A 22,650-nucleotide genomic window follows, 5' to 3' on the forward strand; every position below is an offset into this window, starting at 1 on the left:
CAACCACACGGTAGCCTCAGCGGGGGCGAGCGAGGAGCACGCGGTGGATGAATCAGGGCATTCCGGAGAGGCCGGAGCCGCAGCGAGTGGCAATGGCGCCGACTCGCGTGACCGCAACCGAGTGAACGGGTGGGCCAACAGCGACAGCCCGTGGTCCAACGCGGGTGCGGCATTAGAGAAGGAAACGGACATACCGTCGTGGCGGCGTCCGGCGGACAGTCGTACCTTCGGCAGGACGCAGTTTCCTCCGGCACAGCCACTCACGCCACCTGGGTTCCTGGAAAATTCCACCGAGATTCCCCCATCCGGGTCTTCCGAGCCCGTCGCGCCGGTCGCGCCGTGGACCGGTGAGCGGAGCCGGCTCGCCGACATCCTCGGCCACCGGCGGTCGCCGAGCGCCCCGCCGACGACCACCCCGAGCAGCGCCCCGCCGTACCCCTATGAGGGCGACCTCGACGACTCCTACCGCGAGAAGCCGACCGCGGCCATCCAGCGCGCCTCGATGCCGATGACCCGCCCCGAGTGGACGCCCACCGCGGAGCCCGAGATCCCCAAGGCCGAGCCGGTCGAGCGGTCCCGCCACGCGCTGGTGACCGACACCCTCGCCCAGGGGCTTCCGCACGTCGAAACCGCACCTGCGGGGGACAGGCGAACGGCGGACAACCCGGCCGTGGTGGCCCGCCCGTCGTACGATTCGGCCGGGTTCGCGCATCGCTCCTATGAGCCGGCGCCGACCGAATACGCGCACCGTGGACCGGACCAGCCGGAGACCAGCGGCGCGCTGCCCCAGCGCGTTCCGGCGCAGCCGGACGTGCCCCGAGTTCCGGAGCCGCCCTCCGTGGAGCCATCGGCCGAGGCGCCCGCACTGGCGCGCATCGCGACGCATCTGCGCCGCGGTGACGTGCTGCCCGCGCAGGAGCGCCAGGAGGGCTTCGACGTCCAGGACATCCTCGCCGCGGTACGCGAGGTGGACGGCGTCCGGGACGCGTCGCTGCGAGCCACTCCGGCCGGCGCGCACAGCCTGCGGCTCGACCTGGCCGACGGTGCCGACCCGGCCGAGGTGAGCCGCCAGGTGGCACGCCTGCTGCAGGACCGGATGGGTCTGGACGCGGCGATGCCCGGCGACGGCCCGATGCCGCCGCTGGTGCCCGGTCAGGCCGCCCGCGCCAGCCGGGTCTCCGGTCCGGCGATGCAGGCGTCGGCCCCGCCGGCCCCCGCGCCGATCTCGGCGGCCCCGATGCCCGCACCCGTCTCCGCCCCGCCTCCCGTCCCGGCCGCGCCCGCCGCGCCGGCCCGGCCACGCGAGGTCAGCACCGCCGCGCCGGCGCGGTCCCGTCAGGTCAGCACCGCGCCGCCCGCCGCACCGGTCTCACCGGGCCGGCCCCGTGAGGTCCGGGCGGCCCTGGTGCCGGCCGACGCCTCCCGGCCCCGGCCGCTGGACCCGGGCGACAACCCCGGTCCCCGCGTGGTCATCGAGAACGTGCACGTCAACACGTTCGGCGCGGACGCCACCGTCGAGGTGCGGCTGCGTGCCGGCACACGGGCCGCCTCGGGTGTGGCCACCGGCCCGGCGGTCGACGGCTACCTGCTGCGGCTGTGCGCCACGGCGACGGCCGGCGCGATCGACGAGTTGCTCTCCACCTCACAGCACGAGGACGGCCCGGCCCGCTGCTTCGTCGAGCACGCCGGGGCGGTCCCGTTCGGGTCGACCCAGGTGGCCGTCGTGGTCCTGCTGCTGTCCTGCAGCGGCGGCTGGGTCGAGCAGCTGGCCGGCTCCGCGGTGGTCACCGGTGACGACCGGCACGCCATGGTCCGCGCCACACTCGCCGCGCTCAACCGCCGCGTCGAGGCACTCTTGGCTTGATGAAGGGCGCGATTCTTGCCGGCGACAGCACACTGTTGCCGGAGGGTGAGGTGCCGCCGCCGTGGCCCGCTCGACGGGTGCGGGTCGGCGGCTCGATGCTGCATGTCCGGGACACCCCGGCGCTGAGCCCGACCGCCGAGCCCGCGGTGTATGTGCACGGCCTCGGCGGCTCCTCGCAGAACTTCACCGACCTGGCCGGCCTGCTCGCCGACCGCCTCGACGGCCAGGCGCTCGACCTGCCCGGATTCGGGTACAGCGACCCCAGCCCGCGCTACTCGATCCCCGCGTTCGCCGCCACCGTCATCGATTATCTGGAGCACGCCGGCCGCGGTCCGGTCCACCTGATCGGCAACTCCCTCGGCGGCTCCATCTCGGTGCGCGTCGCCGCCCTGCGCCCCGACCTCGTCAAGACCCTGACGCTGATCTCGCCGGCCATGCCGTTCCTGGACCCGCGCCGCACCGCGCAGGGGCCCGTGCTGCCGCTGCTCGCCCTGCCCGGCGCGGAACGCCTGGTCGCCTGGGCGCTCACCCGGGTCACCGCCGAGCAGATGGCCGAGCAGGTCCTCGCCGCCTGTTTCGGCGACACCACCAAGGTGCACCCGCAGCGCCGCGCCGAGGCGATGGAGGAGATCCAGCTCCGCTACACGGTCGCGCACTATCCCCGGGCCTACCTGGGAACACTCCGCGGCCTGGTCGGCAGCTTCCTCCGGGCGTACCTGCCGGGTGTCAACTCGCAGTGGCGGCTGGCCGCCCGCGTCGAGGCGCCGACGCTGGTCGTGGGCGGGCTCAACGACAAGCTCGTCGACCCGCGGGTGCCGATCCAGGTCGCCAGGGCGATCCCGGACAGCCGCCTGCTGATCCTGCCGGGCGTCGGGCACGTCGCCCAGATGGAGGTGCCGCGGCTGGTCGCCCGCGCCATGATCGGCATGCTCGCCGAGGTGGGTTCCCCGGCGGCAGCCTGAGCCCGTACACGTTCGGGTGGGTCGTTTCGCTGCACCGTGTGCTCTATGCCGCAGTTGATCTCCGCGGGGTGGGCGGGGTCCGGCCGGATGTGAAAGCCTTGTCATCCGATGATCCCTCCCGATGTGTCCGACCTCGAGCCGGAGACCCCGCCGCGGGGGGACCGGTGGCGCCAGGCATGGCTGGTCGTCCTCGCCGCGACGCTCGTGGTGTTCGCTGTCGTGGCGGTCGGGCAGGGCGCGGGAGCCGACTCCGAGCCGGTTGGTTCGCCGACTTTGTCGGAGGCGCCGGAGCCGGCCGTCACCACAGAGCCGGCACCGAGCACCCCGAGACCGGCGCCGACCCTTGAATCACAGCCGGTCGCCACCGGGATCTTTCCGGCCAAGGGCCTGCTGCGGATGCCCGGCGCGGTGCCCACTCGCGGTTCGGGCACATTCGAGTACGCGTCCGGCCGCGGCCCGGTCGCCGGCAAGCGCGGCCCACTGAGGCGTTACCGGGTGGCCGTCGAGCGGGGCAGCAACGAGGACGCACGGGCGTTCGCCGAGCAGGTCCAGTCGATCCTCTCCGACGGCCGCAGCTGGACCGGCAACGGGCGGGAACGACTCCAGATGGTCGGCGGCTCGGAGCGCTCGGAATTCACGGTCCTGCTCGCGACCCGGGACACCGCCGGGCTGATGTGCGGGCGCGGCGGCACGAACATCCGGATCAACGGTGTGCCGTTCACGTCGTGCCGGACGAGCGGCAAGGCGATCATCAACCTGGACCGCTGGCGTGGCTCGGCCCGGCCGTTCGTGGAGGCGAGGGTCGACCTCGCCACCTACCGCCAGTACGTGATCAACCACGAGGTCGGCCACGAGCTGGGCCACCGGCACGAGGGCTGCCCGAAGGCGGGCGGGCCGGCGCCGGTCATGGTCCAGCAGACGATCACGGTGCGGGGCTGTCGTCCGTACGCCTGGCCCCGCCTCGGCAACCGAGACTTCTCCGGTCCGACGCTCTGACCTCGGATTTCGGCTCATCCGGTACGGAAATCCGAAAGTCCTGTGACAAGCGATGACTCATGGCAGGCTGGCGCTTGCTATGGCAAACGCGACAAATGGTCCCGCTGATCCCGACGCTGCCGGCATCGACCCCAGCGTTGCGACCGGGCGCACCCCACGCCACCCGACGGTTGCCGCCACCGCGACGAAATCCATGATCACGGTTCCGGCCGAGGCCGGTGAGGCACCCGGCCGGCGCTCCCGGGCCGGCGCCCGCAAGACGACCGCCGAGGAGCCGGCTCCGGTGAAACGGACTCGGGCGAAGGCGGCGGCCGAGACTGTGGAGAAGCCCGCTACCACGCGGCGACGGACGGCTGCAAAGGCAGCGCCCAAGAAGGCGACACCCCCGGCAGACGATGCGGCGGCCAAGAAGCCGGTCCGCCGCGCGCCGGCCCGCAAGACCGCCGCGACCCCGGAGCCACCGGCCCCGCCTGCCCCGGTGGGCGAACTGACCAGCCGCGGCATCGTCGAGCTCGCGGCCGAGCGACTCGCGGCCTCAGCGCCCCGGACCGCGGAAAACGTCGACGAGCCGCCCGCCACGCCCGTCCGGCGGCCGAGCAGATCACGCCCGGCCACCCACCGGCAGCCGTTCGACCCGCCCCGGGTCGAGTCCCGTCCCGAGCCGTTCACCTGGGCGACGGCCGGCACCGGCGAGACACCGGTCGTGGAGCGGGCGACCGACGAATATCCGCGGACCCCGAACCGTCCGCCGGGACTGCCCGCCAGCCTGCGCCTGCCGGTCGAACTGCCGGAGAACGTCTGGCCGCCCCGCTCGCTGATGGAACGCAACAGCATCGAGAACCTCTACGTGCCGGCCGCGTCACCACAGCACCGGGCCGAGGAGTTCGAGGCGGCGACGACCGAGGAGATCCCGGAGGCGCGGCTCTATGTGCCGCCACCTCCTGCGGAGCGTCCGGAACCGTCACACCCGCCGACCGAGGCCGAATCCGAGGAGCACGAGAACGCCTTCCTGCCGACAGTGCTGTCCCGGGGCGACGACGACTATGTGCCGGCGCATTCGCGTACCGAGACGGTTGCCAAGCACGCTGCGCCGGTCACGGTCTCGGCCAGGACTCTGCGCAGGCGGCGGCGGGCCGTGCTCCTCGCGTACATCTTGCTTGTTGTTCTTGTTCTGGTGATCGGACATCGCCTCCGCGACGATGAGCAACCCATCGCTCCGGCCCGGGAGGCCGCGCAGCGTGCCGCGGAGCCGGCGGGCGTCGGCCCGGCGGCGAATGTGCCGGCGGCGACCCCGAAGGCCCAGGCGGGGGAGACCCAGGCGGAGAAGGAGCCGGCTGAGACCGGAAAGGCAGGAGAGTTCGGGTACGCGAAGAGCCGCGGCCCGATGCTCGGTGAGGCCGGCAGGCTGCACCGTTTCAAGGTGGCCGTCGAGAAGTCGCTGGACGGGCCCTCGGCCGCGGAGTTCGCCGAGCGGATCGACGAGACCCTCGACGACGAGCGCAGCTGGGTCAACGACGGGCGGCTGCGGATGCGGCGGGTCTCCGGCTCGGCCGGTAACGCGGACTTCACGATCTATCTGGCGTCGCCGCGCACCTCGGAGCAGATGTGCGCGACAGGTGGCCTGCAGACCGCCGGGTTCACCTCCTGCCGGGTCCCCGGCAAGGTCATCATCAACTCCGAGCGCTGGCGGGAGGCGGTGCCGGACTACGTGGGGCACCTCGAGGAGTACCGCCGGTACGCCATCAACCACGAGGTCGGCCACGAGCTGGGGCACGGGCACGAGCAGTGTCCGGGCGAGGGTGCGAAGGCGCCGGTGATGATGCCGCAGACGTACGGCCTGAAGGGCTGCACCCGCAACGCCTGGCCCTATCTGGACGGCAAACGGTACGCCGGCGAGCCGATGGCCTGAAATATTCCGCGATCCCGCATGTCGGGCCCGTGTCCGACGTCATGGGCGTGTCGGCGTAGAACGAGCAAGAATAGGCGGCGATCCTTACCACCGAACCCGGGGAGTGAACTGTGGCTCTGCCCCCGCTCGTCGAGCCGGCCGCCGAGCTGAGCGTCGACGAGATCCGCCGCTATTCGCGTCACCTGATCATCCCCGATGTCGGGATGGACGGGCAGAAGCGGCTGAAGAACGCCAAGGTCCTCGCGGTCGGCGCGGGTGGCCTGGGCTCGCCGACGTTGCTCTACCTGGCCGCGGCCGGTGTGGGCACGCTCGGCATCATCGACTTCGACACGGTCGACGAGTCCAACCTCCAGCGCCAGATCATCCACGGTGTGTCCGACATCGGCACCCCGAAGGCGGAGTCGGCGGCGCGCAGCATCGCCGAGGTCAACCCGCTGGTGAATGTGGTCATCCACAACACCGCGCTGGACCGCGACAACGTCAAAGAGATCTTCAGTCAGTATGACCTGATCGTCGACGGCACCGACAACTTCGCGACGCGGTACATGGTGAACGACGCCGCCGTGCTGCTCGGCAAGCCGTACGTGTGGGGGTCGATCTACCGCTTCGACGGGCAGGCCTCGGTGTTCTGGGAGGAGCACGGTCCCTGCTACCGCTGCCTCTACCCGGAGCCCCCGCCGCCCGGCATGGTGCCGAGCTGCGCCGAGGGCGGCGTCCTGGGCGTGCTCTGCGCGTCGATCGGCTCGATCCAGGTCAACGAGGCGATCAAGCTGATCACCGGCATCGGCGAGCCGCTGGTCGGCCGTCTGATGGTCTACGACGCCCTGGAGATGTCCTACCGCAAGATCAAGGTGCGGAAGGACCCGAACTGCGCGCTCTGCGGAGAGAACCCGACGGTCACCGACCTGCTCGAGGACTACGAGGACTTCTGCGGTGCGGTCTCCGACGAGGCGCAGCAGGCCACGCTCAACGCGACCATCACGGCCCGCGAGCTCAAGGAGTGGCAAGACTCCGGCAAGGACCTGTTCCTGGTCGACGTCCGCGAGCCCGCCGAGTGGGAGATCAACCGGATCCCCGGCGCGACGCTGATCCCGAAGGGCGACATCCTCTCCGGCGCCGCCCTGGCGCAGTTCCCGCAGGACCGCCAGATCGTCCTGCACTGCAAGTCGGGCGTGCGCTCGGCGGAGGCTCTCGCCGCGCTCAAGGCGGCCGGGTTCAAGGACGCCGTGCACGTCCAGGGCGGCATCGTCTCCTGGGTCAGCACGGTCGACCCGTCGCTCCCGTCGTACTGATCTGTCACGCTGAGGAGTCACTCCGGTGACTCCTCAGCGTGAGATTGGATGAGCAGATCGTCGTTGCGCGAGGTAGCGTCACCACCGTGGTCGATATAGACGCCGCGATCGGGTACGTGGTCGCCCACGGCGATCCGGTCGAACGGGCCAGGTTGTCCTTCCTCAGGGCCGGACAGCCCGCCCCGGAGGAGGTCGTGGACCGCATCGCCTCCGGGCAGATGCCGGAGGGCGGCTGGGCCGCCTCGGCTGAGGGCTCGGTCCCCTCCGTGGACGCCACCTGCTTCCGTCTCAGCGAGCTCGACGATCTCGGCGGCCTGCGCGGCCCGGTGGTCGACCGGGCGCTGGACTGGCTGACCACCGCGCAGCGCGGCGACGGCACCTGGCAGGAGCACGAGGCGCTGGCCGAGCAGGCGCCGCCGTGGGCGATGCCCGGCGATCCGGAGGCGACCCTCTATCTGACGGCGGTCGCCGGTTTCTGGCTCACCACTGCCGCGGTTGACGCGGACCCCTATCAGACCCGGTCGCTCTTCGGTGACGTGCTGCCGAGAGCCGCCGGATGGGTGGCCTCCCAGCTGCGGCCGGACGGCACGTGGCCGTCGTTCCTGGCGGCCGGCTGGCACGCTGCCGTGTTGTTGCACCAGCAGCAGTTCTTCTACGAGTCGGCCCGCGTCCAGTTGGTCCTCGGTGACCGGCTGTCGGACATGTCGCCGGCGGACGTGGCGTCGATGGCCGCGGTGCTGCGCCGGGTCAACCTCGGTGACGACTGGCTGCTGCAGAACACGCGGAAGCGGCTCTCCGAGACGCAGCGTCGCGACGGCGGCTGGGACAGCAACGAGGGGCCGCTGTTCGACGTGAACACGACGCTGACGGCGCTGCGGGCGTTTCGGTAGTTCAGCCGTTCGGGTACCCCGTTCGCAACCATGTGCACATCACTCTGGGTAATAACGGGCTATTGGGTGAAGGTGGATATGTCAGGCAATATGGGTGCAGGCCCGAACAGGGCCTGAGGCGAGGCGAAGATCCGCTGGGCGATGAAGATGGTCGCTCCAGTCCGGCGGGGAGTCAGTGGCGAAACCGGCGCCTTCCCACTCAAAGGAAGCGTCACAAAATGCGTAAGTCTGTCAAGCGCGCCGTCATCGCCGGAACCGCTCTCGCCGTCGTCGCCGGTGGTGCCACCGCCGCGTACGCCCAGTGGCTGGCCAACGGAAGCGGCAAGGCGCACTCGAAGGCGGGCACGGCTGTGGCGCTCGAGACCGTCGAGGCGACCCCGACCAAGCTGCTGTACCCGGGCGTCACCGCGGACAGCGCGATCACGATCTCCAACGACAACCCGTACCCGGTGAACGTCACCACGGTCTCGCTCGCCGGCAGCATCGCCGTGAGCAACGCCTCCGGCGAGTGCCACAACACGGGTGTCTACTTCGGCGACTTCAGCGAGAGCCGGATCAGCAAGGGCGAGACGTTCTCGGTGAACTTCCTGGTGCCGGCGAACTCGGACGCCTCCTTCACCCTGCCGAAGTCGGTGCACATGACCGGCGCGTCGCAGGACGGGTGCCAGGGCGCGAGCTTCAGCTTCCCGGTCTCGCTCCAGGGCGCCAGCGCGGCTGAGTGACGCCCCACTTCCCGGCTTCTTCCTGACGAAGGGCGTCCCGTGCGGCTCGCGTATCTGGTGACCGGTGGTGCCATGACCGCCGGTGTCCTGCTGGCAGCGCCCGGTGCGGCGCTGGCGGCGTGGTCGGTGGAGAGCGACGGCGGTTCGATCGTGGCGCGAGCCGCCGAGCTTCCCGAGGGTGGGATGCCGGCGGTTCGCGCCCACGGTGCGTCGGTGACGGTGCAGTGGCCGGTGGTCGGCGGCATCCCGGTGGACGGTTACCGGGTTACCCGCGTGGACCCGAGGAGCGGTATGACGGTCGGGCTCACCGGTGACTGTGGTGGGCTTGTCACGGGCACCCGCTGCACCGATGCGGGGGTGCCGGACGGGACGTGGACATATCGGGTGCGCGTGGTTGCCGGGAACTGGACCGGGGCGTGGGGTGCCGCTAGTTCTCCGGTCACGCTCGGGAAGAAGCTTTCTTCCCCGTCCCCGTCCCCGTCTTCTTCCCCGTCCCCGTCCCCGTCTTTTTCCCCGTCGCCGTCGCCGTCCCCGTCGCCGTCCCCGTCGCCGTCCCCGTCGCTGGCCCCGTCTTCGTCCCCGTCGCCGTCTCCGTCTTTGTCGCCGTCGCCGGACCCGTCTCCGTCTTCGTCGCCGTCTCCGTCTTCGTCGTCTTCTCCGTCTCCGTCGAGCGACGCGACGTCAGCGGGTGTGACCGTTCCCGGTGACGATGTACTTGGTTGAGGTCAGCTCGGGCAGGCCCATCGGCCCGCGCGCGTGCAACTTCTGCGTGCTGATGCCGATCTCGGCGCCGAAGCCGAACTCGCCACCGTCCGTGAACCGGGTCGACGCGTTGATCATCACGGCGGCGGCGTCGACGCCCGCGGTGAATCGGCGTACGGCCGTCGTGGACTCGCTGACGATCGCCTCGGTGTGACCCGTCCCGTAGTGCCGGATGTGGTCGAGCGCGTCCTCCAGCGAGTCGACGACGGCGACCGAGATGTCGGCGGACAGGTACTCCGTGCCCCAGTCGGCCTCGGTGGCCGCGACCACCGCGTCGCTGTAGCCCGCGACCCGCGCGTCACCGTGCACCGTGACGCCCTTGACCTCGAACTCCTCCAGCACGAGCGGCAGGAACGAGTCGGCGATCTCGGCGTGCACCAGCAGTGACTCGGCGGTGTTGCAGGTGGACAGCCGCTGGGTCTTCGAGTTGACCGTGACGCCGAGCGCCTTCTCCAGGTCGGCGGCGGCGTCGACGTAGACGTGGCAGTTACCCACCCCGGTCTCGATCACCGGCACCGTCGACTGCTCGACCACCGTCTTGATCAGCGAGGCGCCGCCGCGCGGGATCAGGACGTCGACCAGGCCGCGGGCCCGCATCAGCTCCTTCACCGAGTCGCGGGTGGTGGCGTCGAGCAGCTGGATCGTGTTGGCCGGCAGACCCGCGTCGGCGACCGCCTTGCGCAGCACCGAGACGATCGCCGCGTTCGACGAGAACGCCGAGCCGGAGCCGCGCAGCAGCGCCGCGTTGCCGGATTTGAGGCAGATGCCGGCCGCGTCGGCGGTCACGTTCGGCCGGCCCTCGTAGATGATGCCGACCACGCCGAACGGCACCCGGACCTGCCGCAGCTCCAGCCCGTTGGCCAGGGTCGAGCCGCGGACCACGTCACCGATCGGGTCCGGCAGGGCGGCGAGCTGGCGCAGACCGTCGGCCATCGCGGCGACCCGCTCCGGGTTCAGCAGCAGCCGGTCGATCACCGCCTCGGACAGACCACCCTCGCGGCCGTTGCGAATGTCCACCTCGTTCGCCGCGACGATGTCGTCGGTGCGCTCGACCAGGCGGTCCGCCATCAGCAGCAGGGCCCTGTCCTTCTCGGCCCGGGTGGCTCCGGCCAGGTCGATGGCGGCGACCCGGGCCGCTGCCGCCTGCTCCAGCACGCTCATGGCAAACCCTTCCCTCAAAGGCGGAAAATCAGATCAGAGGAGTACGAGATCGTCGCGGTGGACGACCTCTCGTTCATAGCCTGGACCGAGCTCGGCGGCCAACTCCGGGGTCGACCGGCCCAACAGCGCGGGCAGTTCGACAGCGTCGTAGTTGACCAGGCCGCGCGCGACCGGCACCCCGGAGCCCGCGTCGACCAGGTCGACCGGGTCGCCGGCCGCGAACGAACCGTCCACCGCGGTGATCCCGGCGGGCAGCAGCGACTTGCGACGGGCCACGACGGCCGCGACCGCACCGGCGTCCAGGTGGAGCCGTCCACGCGGTGAGGTGGCGTGCGCGAGCCAGAAGAGCCGGGCGGCGGGGCGCTGCGCGGCGGCCTGGAAGAGGGTGCCGACCTCCTCGCCGGCCAGCGCGGATCCGGCCAGCGGGGCGGCGGTGAGCACCACCGGGATGCCGAATCCGGTGGCGATCCGGGCCGCCTCCACCTTGGTGACCATGCCACCGGTGCCGACGCCGGACTTGCCGGCCGTGCCGACCTCGATGCCGGCCAGGTCGGTGTCGTCGCGCACCAGCGGGATGCGCCGGGACGCGGGGTCCGACGGGCTGCCGGTGTAGAGGGCGTCCACATCGGAGAGCAGCACGAGCAGGTCGGCGTGCGCCAGGGCGGCGACCAGCGCGGCCAGCCGGTCGTTGTCGCCGAACCGGATCTCCTCGGTGGCCACCGTGTCGTTCTCGTTGACGATCGGCAGCGCGCCCAGGTCGAGCAGTTTGCGCAACGTCCGATACGCATTTCGGTAGTGCGCGCGCCTCGTCACGTCGTCGACGGTCAGCAGCACCTGGCCGACGGTGAGGCCGAACCGGGCGAACCCCGCGATGTACCGCCCGATCAGCAGGCCCTGCCCGACCGAGGCGGCGGCCTGCTGGGTGGCGAGGTCACGCGGTCGGCGGCGCAGCTGCAACGGGGCCAGCCCGGCGGCGATCGCGCCGCTGGAGACGAGGACGACCTCGCGCCCCTCGGAGGCCAGCTTGCCCAGAACGTCGACCAGGGCGTCGACACGTTGCTCGTCGATGCCGCCCGCCGCGGTGGTCAGTGAGGACGACCCCACCTTCACCACGATCCGGCGCGCACCGGTCACCACTTCCCGCACCAGGCCCATTGTGCTCGGCAGGCCGGTGTCGATCGTTGTCAGATCCCATATCGTGGCGGTTGATGACACCGCAGGAGTACGTCGAAGAGGTCCTCGCGCTGGTCGAGAGCATCCCCGAGGGCCGGGTCATGTCGTACGGGGCGATCGCCGACGCCCTGGCCGACCGTTCCGGGCGCAACTCGCCACGACAGGTGGGCCGGATCATGGCGCTGCACGGTGGCGGCGTGCCGTGGCATCGGGTGTGCAACGGCGCCGGGCGGCTTCCACCGGGTCACGAGCAGGAGGCGCGGGCGCGCCTGCTCTCGGAGGGAGTGCCGATGCGGGGTGACCGGGTGTTGATCGCTCAGGCGGGGTGGATGCCCTGATGGAGCGGGGACAGCCGAGCCGGACTGCCTACAGTGCGGCGCGTTACCGGGCGGCGCATCAGGTGCTGGAGGGAGGCGCGATTTTTCGGGACGCGTACGCCGTACGCATCCTGGGTGAACCGGAAGCGGATCTCCTGGCTGACGCACCGCGCCGCGGCATGCGGCTGTTCATCGCGGCCCGGCACCGTTTCGCTGAGGATGCGCTGGCAGCGGCCGTGAACCGGGGAATCCGTGATCTCGTGATCGTGGGTGCGGGCCTGGACACGTTCGCCTATCGCAACCCGTTCGATGGCTTGCGGGTGACCGAGGTTGATCACCCTTCCACGCAGGAGTGGAAGCGTCGGCGGCTCACAGACACCGGCATCGATATTTCTGGAAATATCCGTTATGTTGGTGTCGATCTGGAAAAGGAGCCACTGGAGCTGGCTCTGGACGGCCCGGCGTTCTTCCTCTGGCTCGGCGTCGTGCCCTATCTGACCGCGGAGGCGTTCGGCGAGACGCTCGACGTGATCGCCGCGGGTGAGGGCAATGAGGTGGCGTTCGACTACGCGCAGCCGCTCGAGCGGATGACGGCTGAGCGCCGCGCGCACCTGGAGGCGCGTGCCGAGCGGGTGGCCAAGCTGGGCGAGCCGTGGCTGACCTACTTCGAGCCGGAGGAGGTCGCCGCCGAGCTGACCTCACGGGGCCTGACCGAAATCGACGACTTGGGCCCGTCAGCCATGGCCGCCCGCTATTTCAACCGCCCCGACGTGCCCCCGCAAACTCCCGGCGGCCACGTCCTACACGCCCGCCACCCCTAAATTCCGTGTGGAGTTCGGCCCTCCCACACACCCCAACTCCACACGCCAAAGCTGCACAAATCCGCGTGTGGAGTTCGGCCCTCCTGCGCACCCGAACTCCACACGCCAGAGGTGCACGAGTCCGCGTGTGGAGTTCGGCCCTCCTGCGCACCCCAACTCCACACGCGGGTTTTTAGAGGCCGGCGAGGGTGGCGGCTCCGCGCATCTGGTATTCGAAGAAGCCGCGACGGTCCTCCTCGACCGACTTGTTCAGCTGGCCGAACAGCTCTGAGCTGACCGCGCCGCACAGCTGGAAGAACGCCGCGATCGTGTCGGCCACCGCGCGCGCCGGGAGGCCGGGGAGGAACGACTCCGCGATCGGGGTCAGCTCCTCGGCGAATCGGCCCTGCAGCGGTTCGCGGGCCGGCGCAACCCCGGACTGGTACGCCCCCGCCAGCGTCGCGCCGAGCAGGAGCAGCACCCGGGTCGCCGGCACGATGGTGTCCTGCGGCGCCTGATAGCCGGGCACCGGGCTGCCGTAGATCAGCGCCCACTCGTGCGGGTTGGCGAGAGCCCACTCCCGAACCGCGTGGCAGGCCGCGAGCCATCTCTCCAGGGGCGTGGTGCCTCCGGTGGCGGCGTGTTCCGCCGCTTCGCCGACCGCGTCGTAGGCGTCGATGATCAGCGCGGTGAGCAGGTCGTCCCGGCTGGCGAAGTAGCGGTAGACAGCGGACGAGGCCATGCCCAGGTCCCGCGCGACCGCCCGGAGCGACAGGTTCGCCCCGTCCGTGGCCAGGTGGCGCCGGGCGACGCTCTTGATCTCTTCGGTCATCTCGGCCCGGACCCGGGCCCGCAGGTTGGCGGCGCTCATGAGGCCAGTGTGCCACAACGAGAGCACTGCTCTTGCCAAACGCGAACCCGTGTGCGACTGTTGTTCTCAACAGAGAGCAGTGCTCACTAACGAGAGCGGGAGAAGTGAGATGCACGTCATCATCGGTTCCGGCCCGATCGGCTCAGGCGTCGCCCGGCTGCTCGCCGACCGCGGCGAGACCGTCCGGATCGTCACCCGCAGCGGCGGCGGCCCGGAGCACCCGCTGATCGAGCGGCTCGCCGCCGACGCCTCCGACGCGCGCCGGCTCACCGAGATCGCCAAGGGTGCCGAGGTCGTCTACAACTGCGCGAACCCGAAGTACACCGAGTGGGCCGACAAGTGGTTCCCGATGAACAACGCGATGATCGCCGCCGCCAAGGCCAACGACGCGGTGTATGCGATCACCGGCAACCTCTACGGATACGGGCAGCAGCCCGGCGGCCTGATGACCGAGAGCACGCCGCTCGCCGCGACCGGTCGCAAGGGCCGGATCCGCATCAGGATGTGGGAGGACGCGCTGGCCAGCGGGGTGCGCACGGTCGAGGCCCGCGGTTCGGACTACATCGGCGCGGGCGCCGCCGGCGTCTTCTCCGCGGTGATCCTGCCGGCCATGAACGCCGGGCGCACCGCCTGGGCCCCGGCCGACGTCGACGCGCCGCACACCTTCACCTACACCGGCGACATGGCCCGCACGCTGGTCGAGCTGGCCCGTGACGAGCGCGCGCACGGCAAGGCCTGGCACGTCCCGTCAGCCGCACCGATCTCGATCCGGGAGCTGACCCGGCGCTACGCCGCGGTGGCCGGCCAGCCGATGCCCAAGATCCGCAAGCTTCCGCGGTTCGTCATGCGCACCGCCGGGCTGGTCGTCCCGATCGCCCGCGAGCTGGCCGAGATGGACTACCAGTTCTACTTCCCGTTCGTGCTCGACTCCACCCTGACCGAGCGGACCTTCGGCCTGACCGCCACCGACATCGAGGTCGGCATTCGGGAGACGGCCGCCGACGCCGCTGCCATCGCAGCCCGCAAGATGTGAGTCCTCAGAGCAGCAGGCCCACACCGCCCCGGCGAGGATCACCCGCCGCGCCGGCCCGCCCCACCGCGGTCACCCCGCCGAAGTAGTGGTTGATGTCCGGCCACTCCACCACCTGCCAGCCGGCTTCCGCCAACGCGGCCAACTCCGCGGGCGGGTAGCCGGCTTCGGCGTGCACGGTCTCCTCGACCACGTGGAACCGGGGCCGGGCGATCGCGTCCGGCACGCTCAGCCGGTCCACCAGCACCCCGAGCAGCGTGTCCACCAGGGCGGTACGAATACGCGACGCACCCGCCGACCCCGCCGCCACCGCGAGCGCCCCGTCCGGCCCGATCACCACGAGCGGGCACATGTACGACGACATCCGCCGCCCCGGCACCAGGTCCTCGGTGAGCAGCTCACCCTCGCCGAGCATCGAGTTCAGGTTGATCCCGAGTCCGGGCAGCCAGACGCCGGCACCCAGTCCGAGCGTCGTGGTGATCACGCAGGCGTTGCCCTCCGGGTCGACCACGGACACGTTGGTGGTGTCGCCGAGCCGCTGCGCGCCCTTGTTGCGCAGCGCCGCCGCGACACCGACCGCCCGCGACGGCCGGGAGAGGTCGTCCGGCAGCGCGCCGATCGTGTCCACGGTCCGGTTCAGGTCGTGCCGGGCGTGCACGCGGTATCCGGCGACGGAGGCGTGGTCCACCGACGTCTCGGCGACGCGGTAGGCGGCCAGGTCCGCCGGGCCGATCGTGCCGCCGGCTGCGCGGACCGTCTCGACCAGCAGCGCACCGTAGGCGCCGGTGTAGAAGACCTGCGGCCCGTCGGCGGCCAGCGCGTCCATCGCGGTCGCCAGGCCCGGATGGAAGAGCAGTTCGTCACCCTGAAGGAGACGGCCGCCGGGTGAGTAGAGGGCCGCGCCCTCCCCGTACGCCAAAGCGGGTGCGCACGACTCCAGCGTGCGAGCGTGCGCGGCCGGGAGCAGCACCCCGGTCCGCGCCAGACCGGCGGCCGGTGCGACCACCTCACCCCAGGGCAGCCGGCCCCAGCGCTGGTGGACCTCGCCGAGACCGGCCGGGACGCCCGGAACGGCCACGCTGGCCCCGCCGATCGAGTAGATCTGTGGCAGCCCGCCGAAGAAGACGTCGACCGCGACCATCGGCTCGGCCTTGCGGTCGCCGTCGAGCCCCGGCACGGACACGAAGAAGTCCAGACAGGTGACCTTGCCGGTGCTCGCCTCGAAGTAGGTGGCGAACCCGCCGCCGCCGAGTCCGGTGTAGACGGTCTCGGCGACGCAGCACGCCAGGACGGCACCCACCGCCGCGTCCGCCGCGGACCCTCCGGCCTGCAGGATCCGTACCCCGGTGCGAGCGGTGGCCGGGTGGCTGGCGGCGACGCCGGCCGCGACGCTTTTCATAGCGGCGAGCGTAGGCGGCCGGGCGCGATCATGGTTACGATGCGCGTCCATGACGACGGCCGGTCCCTCTCCCGTGGTACCCCCGACGGGTGTGCTGCCTCGCGGTGTTTTGGCTGGATATGCGCTTGGATCCCTGGTCACGGGCGCGTTCGGCACGGTGCCGGGTTTGCTCCTTCTGCCTTATCTGACCGACACGCTCGGCGTGGCGGCCGGTGTGGCCGGTCTCCTCGTACTGCTGCCGAAGGCTTGGGATGTCCTGGTCAATCCGATCGCCGGCCGGATCTCCGACCGCAGCGGCTCCCGCCGGCCGTTCCTGCTGGGTGCGGGCCTCGCGCTGGGCTTCCTGTTCGCCGCGATCTTCCTGGCGCCGTTCCCGAGCGGGGCGGCCTCCGGTGCCTACGTCGCGGGCGCGTTCCTCGCGGCCGCCACCGCGTACGCGTTCTTCCAGGTCCCCTACGTCGCGATGCCCGCCGAACTCACCGACGGATACGCCGAGCGGACTCGCCTCATGACCTGGCGCGTCGCGGTTCTGGCACTCGCCATCCTGATCTCCGGCGCACTCGCGCCGCTGGTGGTCGAGCTCACCGGCGGCGGACGCGAGGGACATCGGTGGTCCGGCGCGTTTGTCGGCGCACTCATCGTCGTGGGCACGCTTGCGACTTTTTGGGGTACGCGTAAAGCACACTCGAAAACCGCGAGCGAGTCCGAACCGACCCTGCGGGCCCAGCTGCGCGTGGCAGCGGGCAACGCTCCGTTCCGAGCCCTGCTGATCTGCTGGATCGTCCAGGCCGCCGGTATCGGCACGATGCTGGCCGGGGTCAAGTACTTCGCCGACCACGTGCTGGTCCAGAAGTCCGGTGCGACGTTCCTGTTCGCCGCGTTCGTCGGCCCGGCCCTGCTGGTGATGCCGCTCTGGACCGCCGTCGGCAACCGGTACGGCAAACTCCGCTCGCTGATCGCCGCCTCGCTGATCTTCGCTGCCGGCGCGCTGGTCCTGCTCGCCTCCCCGGCCGTGCCCGCCGTCGCGGTCTACCTGGTGGTGGCGCTGATCGGCGCCGGATACGCCGGCCAGCAGGTGTTCGCGATGGCGATGCTGCCGGACTGCATCGCGTACGACACCGAGCGCACCGGCCGCCGCCAGGCCGGAGTCTTCACCGGCCTGTGGACCGCGGGGGAGACCCTCGGGCTGGCACTCGGGCCCGGCATCTACGCGCTGATGCTGCAGATCTTCGGGTACGCGTCGTCGGCCACCGGCGAGGCGGCCGGCCAGACCGACACGGCGCGGCTCGGCGTGCTGCTCGGCTTCACCGTCGTACCGGCGCTGCTGGTCGGGGTGGCCGTGGTCCTTCTCCGCGGGTACGACGAGCGGATAACGTCACCGGCATGATCGACGCGTTGCCGGCGAAGGGCGTACCGGGCGAGCAGGTCCTCGCCGAGCTGCGGGAACTGCGCGGGGCCGACCTGCCGACCCATGGCGGAAGGCTTTTCGCGTACGTCTACGACCCGGCCGTCGACGGTTTGGACGAGCTGGCACGGGCGGCACACGCGATCTCGTCGTCGGTGAACGGGCTCGACCCGACGGCGTTCCCGTCGCTGCTCGCGATGGAGAACGCGCTGGTCGGTGCGGCAGCCCGGCTGCTGGGCGGCGATCAGGAGACGGTCGGCAGCGTCACCAGCGGCGGCACCGAGTCGCTGATGCTGGCGGTGAAGGCGGCCCGGGACGCGCACCCGGAGATCGATCGTCCACAGCTCGTGGTCCCGTCGACGGCCCACGCGGCGTTCGCGAAGGCGGCTCACTATCTGCGGGTGAAGCTTGTGCCCGTACCCATGAAGGGTCTGAAAGCCGACCCGGAAGCGATGGCCGCGGCAATCAGCCCGGACACCGTCCTCGTCGCGGCCTCCGCACCCAGCTATGCGCACGGCGTCGTCGATCCCATCCCGGAGATCGCCGCGATCGCCGCCTCGCGTGGCGTGCGGTTCCACGTCGACGCCTGCTTCGGCGGCTGGATCCTGCCGTACCTGCGACGCCTCGGCGCCGACCTGCCGCCGTTCGACCTCTCCGTCCCCGGCGTCACGAGCATCTCGGTCGACCTGCACAAATACGCCTACGCCCCGAAGGGTGTCTCGATCCTCCTGCACCGCAACGCATCGTTGCGCCTGCCGCAGTACTTCGCCTTCGCCGATTGGCCGGGCTATACGATGATTAATCCGGTCATCTCGTCCACCCGGTCCGGTGGCCCGATCGCCGCTGCCGTGGCCACGCTGCGCTCGATCGGCGACGCGGGCTACCTGGACCTGGCGTCGCAGACCCGCGAGGCGGTGCGGATCCTGGCCGACGCGGTCTCCGCAACCGAGGGCGTCCGCCTCTACGCACCCGCCGATACCAGCGTGGTGTGCCTGGCCTCCGACGGCGCCGACCTGTTCGTCCTGGCCGACGAACTGGCGGCCCGGGGCTGGCACACCCAGCCCCAGATGGCCTTCGCCGAGTTCCCCCCGACCATCCACCTGACCGTGACCGCTTCCGTCCGCGCAACAGTCGACTCCTTCGCCGCCGACCTGGCCGCAGCGGTCGCGGCCACCAACGCCCGCGGCCCGATCGAGGTCCCCGACCTGCCCCCGCTGACCCCGGACATGGTGACGCCGGACCTGATCGCGGCCCTGGCCGAGGGCCTGGGTCTCGGAGGCGGCGACTTCTCCCAGATGGCCACCGTCAACACCGTCCTGAACGCCGCCCCGCCGGCGTTGCGAGAGGCCCTCCTGACCGGCTTCCTCAGCCACCTACAGCGACCAATGACGCGATGACGCAATGATTGCGTGTAAGCTTCAAGGATGCTCTACCCGACGCCAGGCCTGACTGCCGCCGACCAGCAGGTCCTGGGCGGCATCGAAGAGATGCGCCAGAGGCTGCGCTACCAGGTCCAGGCCAATCCGGCTAAATGGACGTATGGACTGCGGAAATTCTTGACCGCTGACGCCGTCGCGGCGTCGAACTCCATCGAGGGCTTTCGGGTATCGACCGAAGACGTCCAGGACCTGATGGACGGCGAGCGAGACGTCGATGTCTCCGAGGAGAACCGCGAGGAGACCCTCGCCTACCAGCGAATGATGACGTATGTCCAGACGCTGCACGACGTGGCTGATTTCACCTACACCAAGGGCCTGCTGAACGCCCTGCACTGGATGCTGCAAGGCCACCGTCACACCCGCAACAAACCGGCGGGCCAATGGCGGCGGGGCCCGGTCTATGTCACTAGCCCGCGCAACCCGCGGCTTGCCGCGTATACGGCACCGGATGCGGCCGCGGTGCCCGGTTTGATGGGCGAACTGGTGGATTGGCTCAACACCGACGACGGCAGTCACCCCCTGATCCGCGCCGCAATGGGGCATCTGAACCTGGTGTCCATCCACCCCTGGGCTGACGGCAACGGCCGTATGTCGCGCTCGTTGCAGACCCTCCTCATCGCACGAGAGGGCGTGCTCGCTCCCGAGTTCTCGTCGATCGAGGCGTGGCTTGGCAACGGCGGGAATACCTGGGACTACTACGGTGAACTACAGCGGCGGGGCCCGGTGTATCGACCGGATCAGGACGTCTCCAGCTGGATCAGGTTCAGTCTTGTCGCATACCACCAGCAGGCGCAGACGGTGCAGGCGCGCGCGGACCAATCGGCCGCGGTGTGGGACCTGCTTGATTCCTACACGAGGAATGCCGGCCTGGACGAGCGGATGGTCTCCGCGCTGCACGACGTCGCGATGGCCGGTCGTGTTCGGAGGGCTCGATACCAGTCGGCTGAAGGGCTCACGCTCCAGCAGGCTCAGCGCGACCTCCGTGACCTGACCGCCGCCGGGCTGCTGGAACCGGTCGGCCGGACCCGGGCCCGCTACTACACCGAGGGCCCGCGGTTCCCGGAGCGGGTGTTGGAGATGGCGCGGACGCCGATGACCCTGACCGCGCCGTACGGTGATGGGTTAGGTTGACCGCATGGCGCTGCCTGGTGTGCTCGGTGAACCCATCCGGTTCGTTCTGAACTGGGGGCGTCGCTATTCCCTGTGGGTGTTCAACTTCGGGCTGGCCTGCTGCGCGATCGAGTTCATCGCGTCCAGCATGAGCCGGCACGACTTCATGCGGCTCGGGGTGATCCCGTTCGCGCACGGGCCGCGGCAGGCCGACCTCATGGTGGTGTCCGGCACGGTGACCGACAAGATGGCGCCGGCCATCAAGCGGCTCTACGACCAGATGCCCGAGCCGAAGTACGTGATCTCGTTCGGCTCGTGTTCGAACTGCGGCGGCCCCTACTGGGACTCCTACTCGGTGACCAAGGGCGTCGACCAGATCATCCCGGTCGACGTCTACGTCCCGGGCTGCCCGCCGCGACCCGAGGCGCTGCTGCACGGCATCCTGCGCCTCCAGGAGAAGATCGCCGCCGAACAGTCCGGCCTCGGTGGCGTCAGCCGCCCCGACCCGCTCGCCCTCACCGCGCCGCTGGTCATCCCGCCTTCATCCTGAGTCAGGAAGGGGTGCGGATTTCTCCGCGGTCCGGCCGCGCTCTTCAGAACGGCGCTGTTCCGCTCCCAGTGATTTTCAACTGACCGGATCCGATAACCGTTCGTGCTGGAATGAACATGCCTTCCGCGCCATTGGGCAACCTCAACCTTCCCTGACGGGCTTGAAGAACTGACCAGAAGTCTTCGGTTGGATCCGCTGTCACATCGCCATGCCATGTAGCCAAGCCTCGAATCTGGTCGACCCGCAGCGCTACCTCGACGGCGATCTCGTGGCTACTGGTGACCAGCACAGCCGGCCCTTCATACGTCCCTGCATTTGCCATGGATTGATAATTCCGCAGTCGTACTCTTGTTGCCTAGGCAACTGGCGCGCGGGTTGATTGCCACCGGAGGGACACCATGACGGTCACGATCGATGTTGATCCGGACGATGAGGCAATAACTCGGCTCCGTAACGGTTACAAGCCAGCTCCTGGCGAGTCGGTGATCGAGCAGGTGCCGTTGGGTGACGGTGAGTACTGGGTGCCACGGCGCTTCGATCTCATCAGTACCGGCAGCAGCACCACCCCGGGGTGGCGGATGGCTGTTGTCGTACGGCATGGGATCCCTCTCTGCCAGAGAATCACCATCGAGTCGTCCGAACAGGAGGTCAGAAGCGTCGACCTGCGCGCCCTTCGAGTCGAAGAGATGCTCGAGCTAGCCACCAGGTACGTTGCGGTACCGGTGGAGCGAGATGCCTCAGGCCGGGTGCGAGCCAGGCCACTCGCTCTCGCGGATGTTCGTGCGGGCGTGACCCTGCCTGCGGTGAGGGCAGCACGGCGTCGCGCGCGAAGCAGGATTACTCCGTCAATTCTCAGCGAGGTCGCCGACGTCTACCGTCAGCATGACGGCCGGAGCCCGACCAGGGCGGTCCAACAGCACTTCGGCTTGGTGTCGGAACGTACAGCACGGTTCTGGGTGAAACGATCGCGCGACGCCGGGTTCCTAGGCAAGAGCCTGCCCGGCAAGGGCGGTGAGCAGCAGCCATAGTCAGGTGACTGACCCGGGATCAGACTCCGCTGTCAGCGGTGAGGATGTCTCGGGCGCCCTGGCGTAGGAGGGCGGCCGCGACCGACGTGCCGAGGACGACCGGGTCGGAGGCCCACTCGTGGACGTCGAGCACGGTTTTGCCGTCCAGGCTGATGACCCGGGCGCGCAGGCTGATGCGCCCGTCCGGTTCGGTGCGGGCGTAACCCGCGATCGGTGACTGGCAGCTGCCCTGCAGGATGTGCAGCATCGTGCGCTCGGCCTCGGTCTCGACCGCCGTGCGCCGGTCGCCCAGTGACTGGGCGATCTCCAGCGCCGCGCTGTCGTCCTGGCGGCTCTGCAGGACGAGTGTGCCGGAGCCGACCGCCGGGACGAACGTGTCGATGTCGATCGTCTGGGTGATCCGGGCGGGCTGGCCGATCCGGTGCAGGCCGGAGACCGCGAGGAGCAGCGCGTCGTACTCACCGGCGTCGAGTTTGGCCAGGCGGGAATTGGCATTCCCGCGGATGGGCACGGGGATCAGGTGCGGCCAGTGCAGGGCCATCTGGGCGATGCGGCGTACGGCTGACGTGCCGATCCGCGACCCCGCCGGCAGTTCCTCGATGCGCTTGCCGTCCGGGTGCACCAGGCAGTCGCGCACGTCGTCGCGTTCCAGATAGGCCACGAAGGTCGTGCCGGCCGGTGCGGGCCGGTCGCCGGGCACGTCCTTGACGCAGTGCACGGCCACGTCGGCCCGGCCGTCCAGCAGCGCCTGGTCCACCTCTTTGGTGAACGCGCCCTTGCCGCCCAGCTCGGAGAGAGAGCCCTGCCACCGGTCGCCGCTGGTGGTCAGCGGCACGACCTCGACGGTCACCTCCGGCCGCCGCGCGGCGAGCATCTGCCGCACGCGCTCGACCTGGGCGAGCGCCATCGGCGAGGAGCGGGTTCCGATTCGCAGCAGACGGGAAGCGGACATAGCGGGAAGCGTAGCCTC

At 70.4% G+C, this 22,650-nt stretch carries 21 protein-coding genes; 15 read left to right on the forward strand and 6 right to left on the reverse strand.

Going from position 1 to position 22,650, the window contains the following annotated elements; genetic code table 11:
* Nucleotides 1-121 precede the first annotated feature (121 nt).
* From AB0M02_RS07310 to AB0M02_RS07340, 7 genes are all read left to right on the forward strand, one after another.
* Nucleotides 122-1,864, forward strand: a complete 1,743-nt coding sequence (locus AB0M02_RS07310) for a Daple (RefSeq protein WP_364223062.1) — start codon at nt 122-124, stop codon at nt 1,862-1,864.
* Complete coding sequence (locus AB0M02_RS07315) at nt 1,864-2,826, forward strand: alpha/beta hydrolase (protein WP_364223065.1); 963 nt, start codon at nt 1,864-1,866, stop codon at nt 2,824-2,826. Before AB0M02_RS07310 ends, AB0M02_RS07315 begins: the two co-directional genes overlap by 1 nt.
* Before the next feature lie 108 nt (nt 2,827-2,934).
* A complete protein-coding gene (locus tag AB0M02_RS07320) occupies nt 2,935-3,822 on the forward strand; it encodes a DUF3152 domain-containing protein (protein ID WP_364223068.1) in 888 nt (295 codons plus the stop codon).
* Nucleotides 3,823-4,015: 193 nt separating this feature from the next.
* Nucleotides 4,016-5,731, forward strand: coding sequence for a DUF3152 domain-containing protein (locus AB0M02_RS07325; protein ID WP_364223072.1), 1,716 nt, complete (start codon nt 4,016-4,018; stop codon nt 5,729-5,731).
* A gap of 110 nt (nt 5,732-5,841) precedes the next feature.
* A complete protein-coding gene (moeZ, locus tag AB0M02_RS07330) occupies nt 5,842-7,023 on the forward strand; it encodes an adenylyltransferase/sulfurtransferase MoeZ (protein ID WP_364223075.1) in 1,182 nt (393 codons plus the stop codon).
* 38 nt (nt 7,024-7,061) lie between these two features.
* Nucleotides 7,062-7,913, forward strand: a complete 852-nt coding sequence (locus AB0M02_RS07335) for a prenyltransferase/squalene oxidase repeat-containing protein (protein WP_364223078.1) — start codon at nt 7,062-7,064, stop codon at nt 7,911-7,913.
* A 218-nt stretch (nt 7,914-8,131) separates the two neighbouring features.
* Nucleotides 8,132-8,635 (forward strand): hypothetical protein, encoded by a 504-nt coding sequence (locus tag AB0M02_RS07340; protein ID WP_364223081.1) that lies wholly within the window; start codon nt 8,132-8,134, stop codon nt 8,633-8,635.
* A gap of 681 nt (nt 8,636-9,316) precedes the next feature.
* Here AB0M02_RS07340 and AB0M02_RS07345 read toward each other — a convergent pair.
* Nucleotides 9,317-10,558 (reverse strand): glutamate-5-semialdehyde dehydrogenase, encoded by a 1,242-nt coding sequence (locus AB0M02_RS07345; RefSeq protein WP_364223084.1) that lies wholly within the window; start codon nt 10,556-10,558, stop codon nt 9,317-9,319.
* Nucleotides 10,559-10,591: 33 nt separating this feature from the next.
* On the reverse strand, nt 10,592-11,704 hold the full coding sequence (gene proB, locus AB0M02_RS07350; RefSeq protein ID WP_364223087.1) for a glutamate 5-kinase: 1,113 nt from the start codon (nt 11,702-11,704) through the stop codon (nt 10,592-10,594).
* A 62-nt stretch (nt 11,705-11,766) separates the two neighbouring features.
* Between proB and AB0M02_RS07355 the strand changes: the two genes are divergently transcribed.
* Together AB0M02_RS07355 and AB0M02_RS07360 are read left to right on the forward strand one after the other, a co-directional pair.
* A complete protein-coding gene (locus AB0M02_RS07355; RefSeq protein WP_364223090.1) occupies nt 11,767-12,069 on the forward strand; it encodes an MGMT family protein in 303 nt (100 codons plus the stop codon).
* On the forward strand, nt 12,069-12,869 hold the full coding sequence (locus AB0M02_RS07360; RefSeq protein ID WP_364223094.1) for an SAM-dependent methyltransferase: 801 nt from the start codon (nt 12,069-12,071) through the stop codon (nt 12,867-12,869). The genes AB0M02_RS07355 and AB0M02_RS07360 overlap by 1 nt, the downstream gene beginning before the upstream one ends.
* 172 nt (nt 12,870-13,041) lie before the next feature.
* On the opposite strand, the gene AB0M02_RS07365 is transcribed toward AB0M02_RS07360, so the two are convergent.
* Entirely contained in the window at nt 13,042-13,719 is a 678-nt protein-coding gene (locus AB0M02_RS07365; RefSeq protein WP_364223097.1) for a TetR/AcrR family transcriptional regulator, read from the reverse strand.
* A gap of 109 nt (nt 13,720-13,828) precedes the next feature.
* Between AB0M02_RS07365 and AB0M02_RS07370 the strand changes: the two genes are divergently transcribed.
* Nucleotides 13,829-14,752 (forward strand): NAD-dependent epimerase/dehydratase family protein, encoded by a 924-nt coding sequence (locus AB0M02_RS07370; protein ID WP_364223100.1) that lies wholly within the window; start codon nt 13,829-13,831, stop codon nt 14,750-14,752.
* 4 nt (nt 14,753-14,756) lie between these two features.
* Here the strand turns inward: AB0M02_RS07370 and AB0M02_RS07375 are convergent, their stop codons facing one another.
* Entirely contained in the window at nt 14,757-16,148 is a 1,392-nt protein-coding gene (locus AB0M02_RS07375) for a gamma-glutamyltransferase (RefSeq protein WP_364223103.1), read from the reverse strand.
* Nucleotides 16,149-16,197: 49 nt separating this feature from the next.
* Here AB0M02_RS07375 and AB0M02_RS07380 point away from each other — a divergent pair, with 49 nt between their 5' ends.
* From AB0M02_RS07380 to AB0M02_RS07395, 4 genes are read left to right on the forward strand one after another with little or no spacing between them, the layout of a single operon-like run.
* A complete protein-coding gene (locus AB0M02_RS07380) occupies nt 16,198-17,535 on the forward strand; it encodes an MFS transporter (RefSeq protein ID WP_364223106.1) in 1,338 nt (445 codons plus the stop codon).
* Complete coding sequence (locus tag AB0M02_RS07385) at nt 17,532-18,950, forward strand: aminotransferase class V-fold PLP-dependent enzyme (RefSeq protein WP_364223108.1); 1,419 nt, start codon at nt 17,532-17,534, stop codon at nt 18,948-18,950. The genes AB0M02_RS07380 and AB0M02_RS07385 overlap by 4 nt, the downstream gene beginning before the upstream one ends.
* A 27-nt stretch (nt 18,951-18,977) precedes the next feature.
* The gene (locus tag AB0M02_RS07390) at nt 18,978-20,123 is read left to right on the forward strand and encodes a Fic family protein (RefSeq protein ID WP_364223111.1); all 1,146 of its coding nucleotides are present in this window, start codon (nt 18,978-18,980) and stop codon (nt 20,121-20,123) included.
* 4 nt (nt 20,124-20,127) lie between these two features.
* The gene (locus AB0M02_RS07395) at nt 20,128-20,652 is read left to right on the forward strand and encodes an NADH-quinone oxidoreductase subunit B family protein (RefSeq protein WP_364223114.1); all 525 of its coding nucleotides are present in this window, start codon (nt 20,128-20,130) and stop codon (nt 20,650-20,652) included.
* 43 nt (nt 20,653-20,695) lie between these two features.
* Here the strand turns inward: AB0M02_RS07395 and AB0M02_RS07400 are convergent, their stop codons facing one another.
* Complete coding sequence (locus AB0M02_RS07400; protein ID WP_364223117.1) at nt 20,696-20,974, reverse strand: DUF4873 domain-containing protein; 279 nt, start codon at nt 20,972-20,974, stop codon at nt 20,696-20,698.
* Nucleotides 20,975-21,050: 76 nt separating this feature from the next.
* Between AB0M02_RS07400 and AB0M02_RS07405 the strand changes: the two genes are divergently transcribed.
* Nucleotides 21,051-21,680, forward strand: a complete 630-nt coding sequence (locus tag AB0M02_RS07405) for a hypothetical protein (RefSeq protein WP_364223120.1) — start codon at nt 21,051-21,053, stop codon at nt 21,678-21,680.
* A 19-nt stretch (nt 21,681-21,699) separates the two neighbouring features.
* On the opposite strand, the gene hemC is transcribed toward AB0M02_RS07405, so the two are convergent.
* Nucleotides 21,700-22,632: a hydroxymethylbilane synthase gene (gene hemC / locus AB0M02_RS07410; RefSeq protein WP_364223123.1), complete on the reverse strand. Its 933-nt coding sequence runs from the start codon at nt 22,630-22,632 to the stop codon at nt 21,700-21,702.
* Nucleotides 22,633-22,650 lie beyond the last annotated feature (18 nt).

Source organism: Actinoplanes sp. NPDC051861 (assembly GCF_040681145.1).
GTDB lineage: Bacteria > Actinomycetota > Actinomycetes > Mycobacteriales > Micromonosporaceae > Actinoplanes.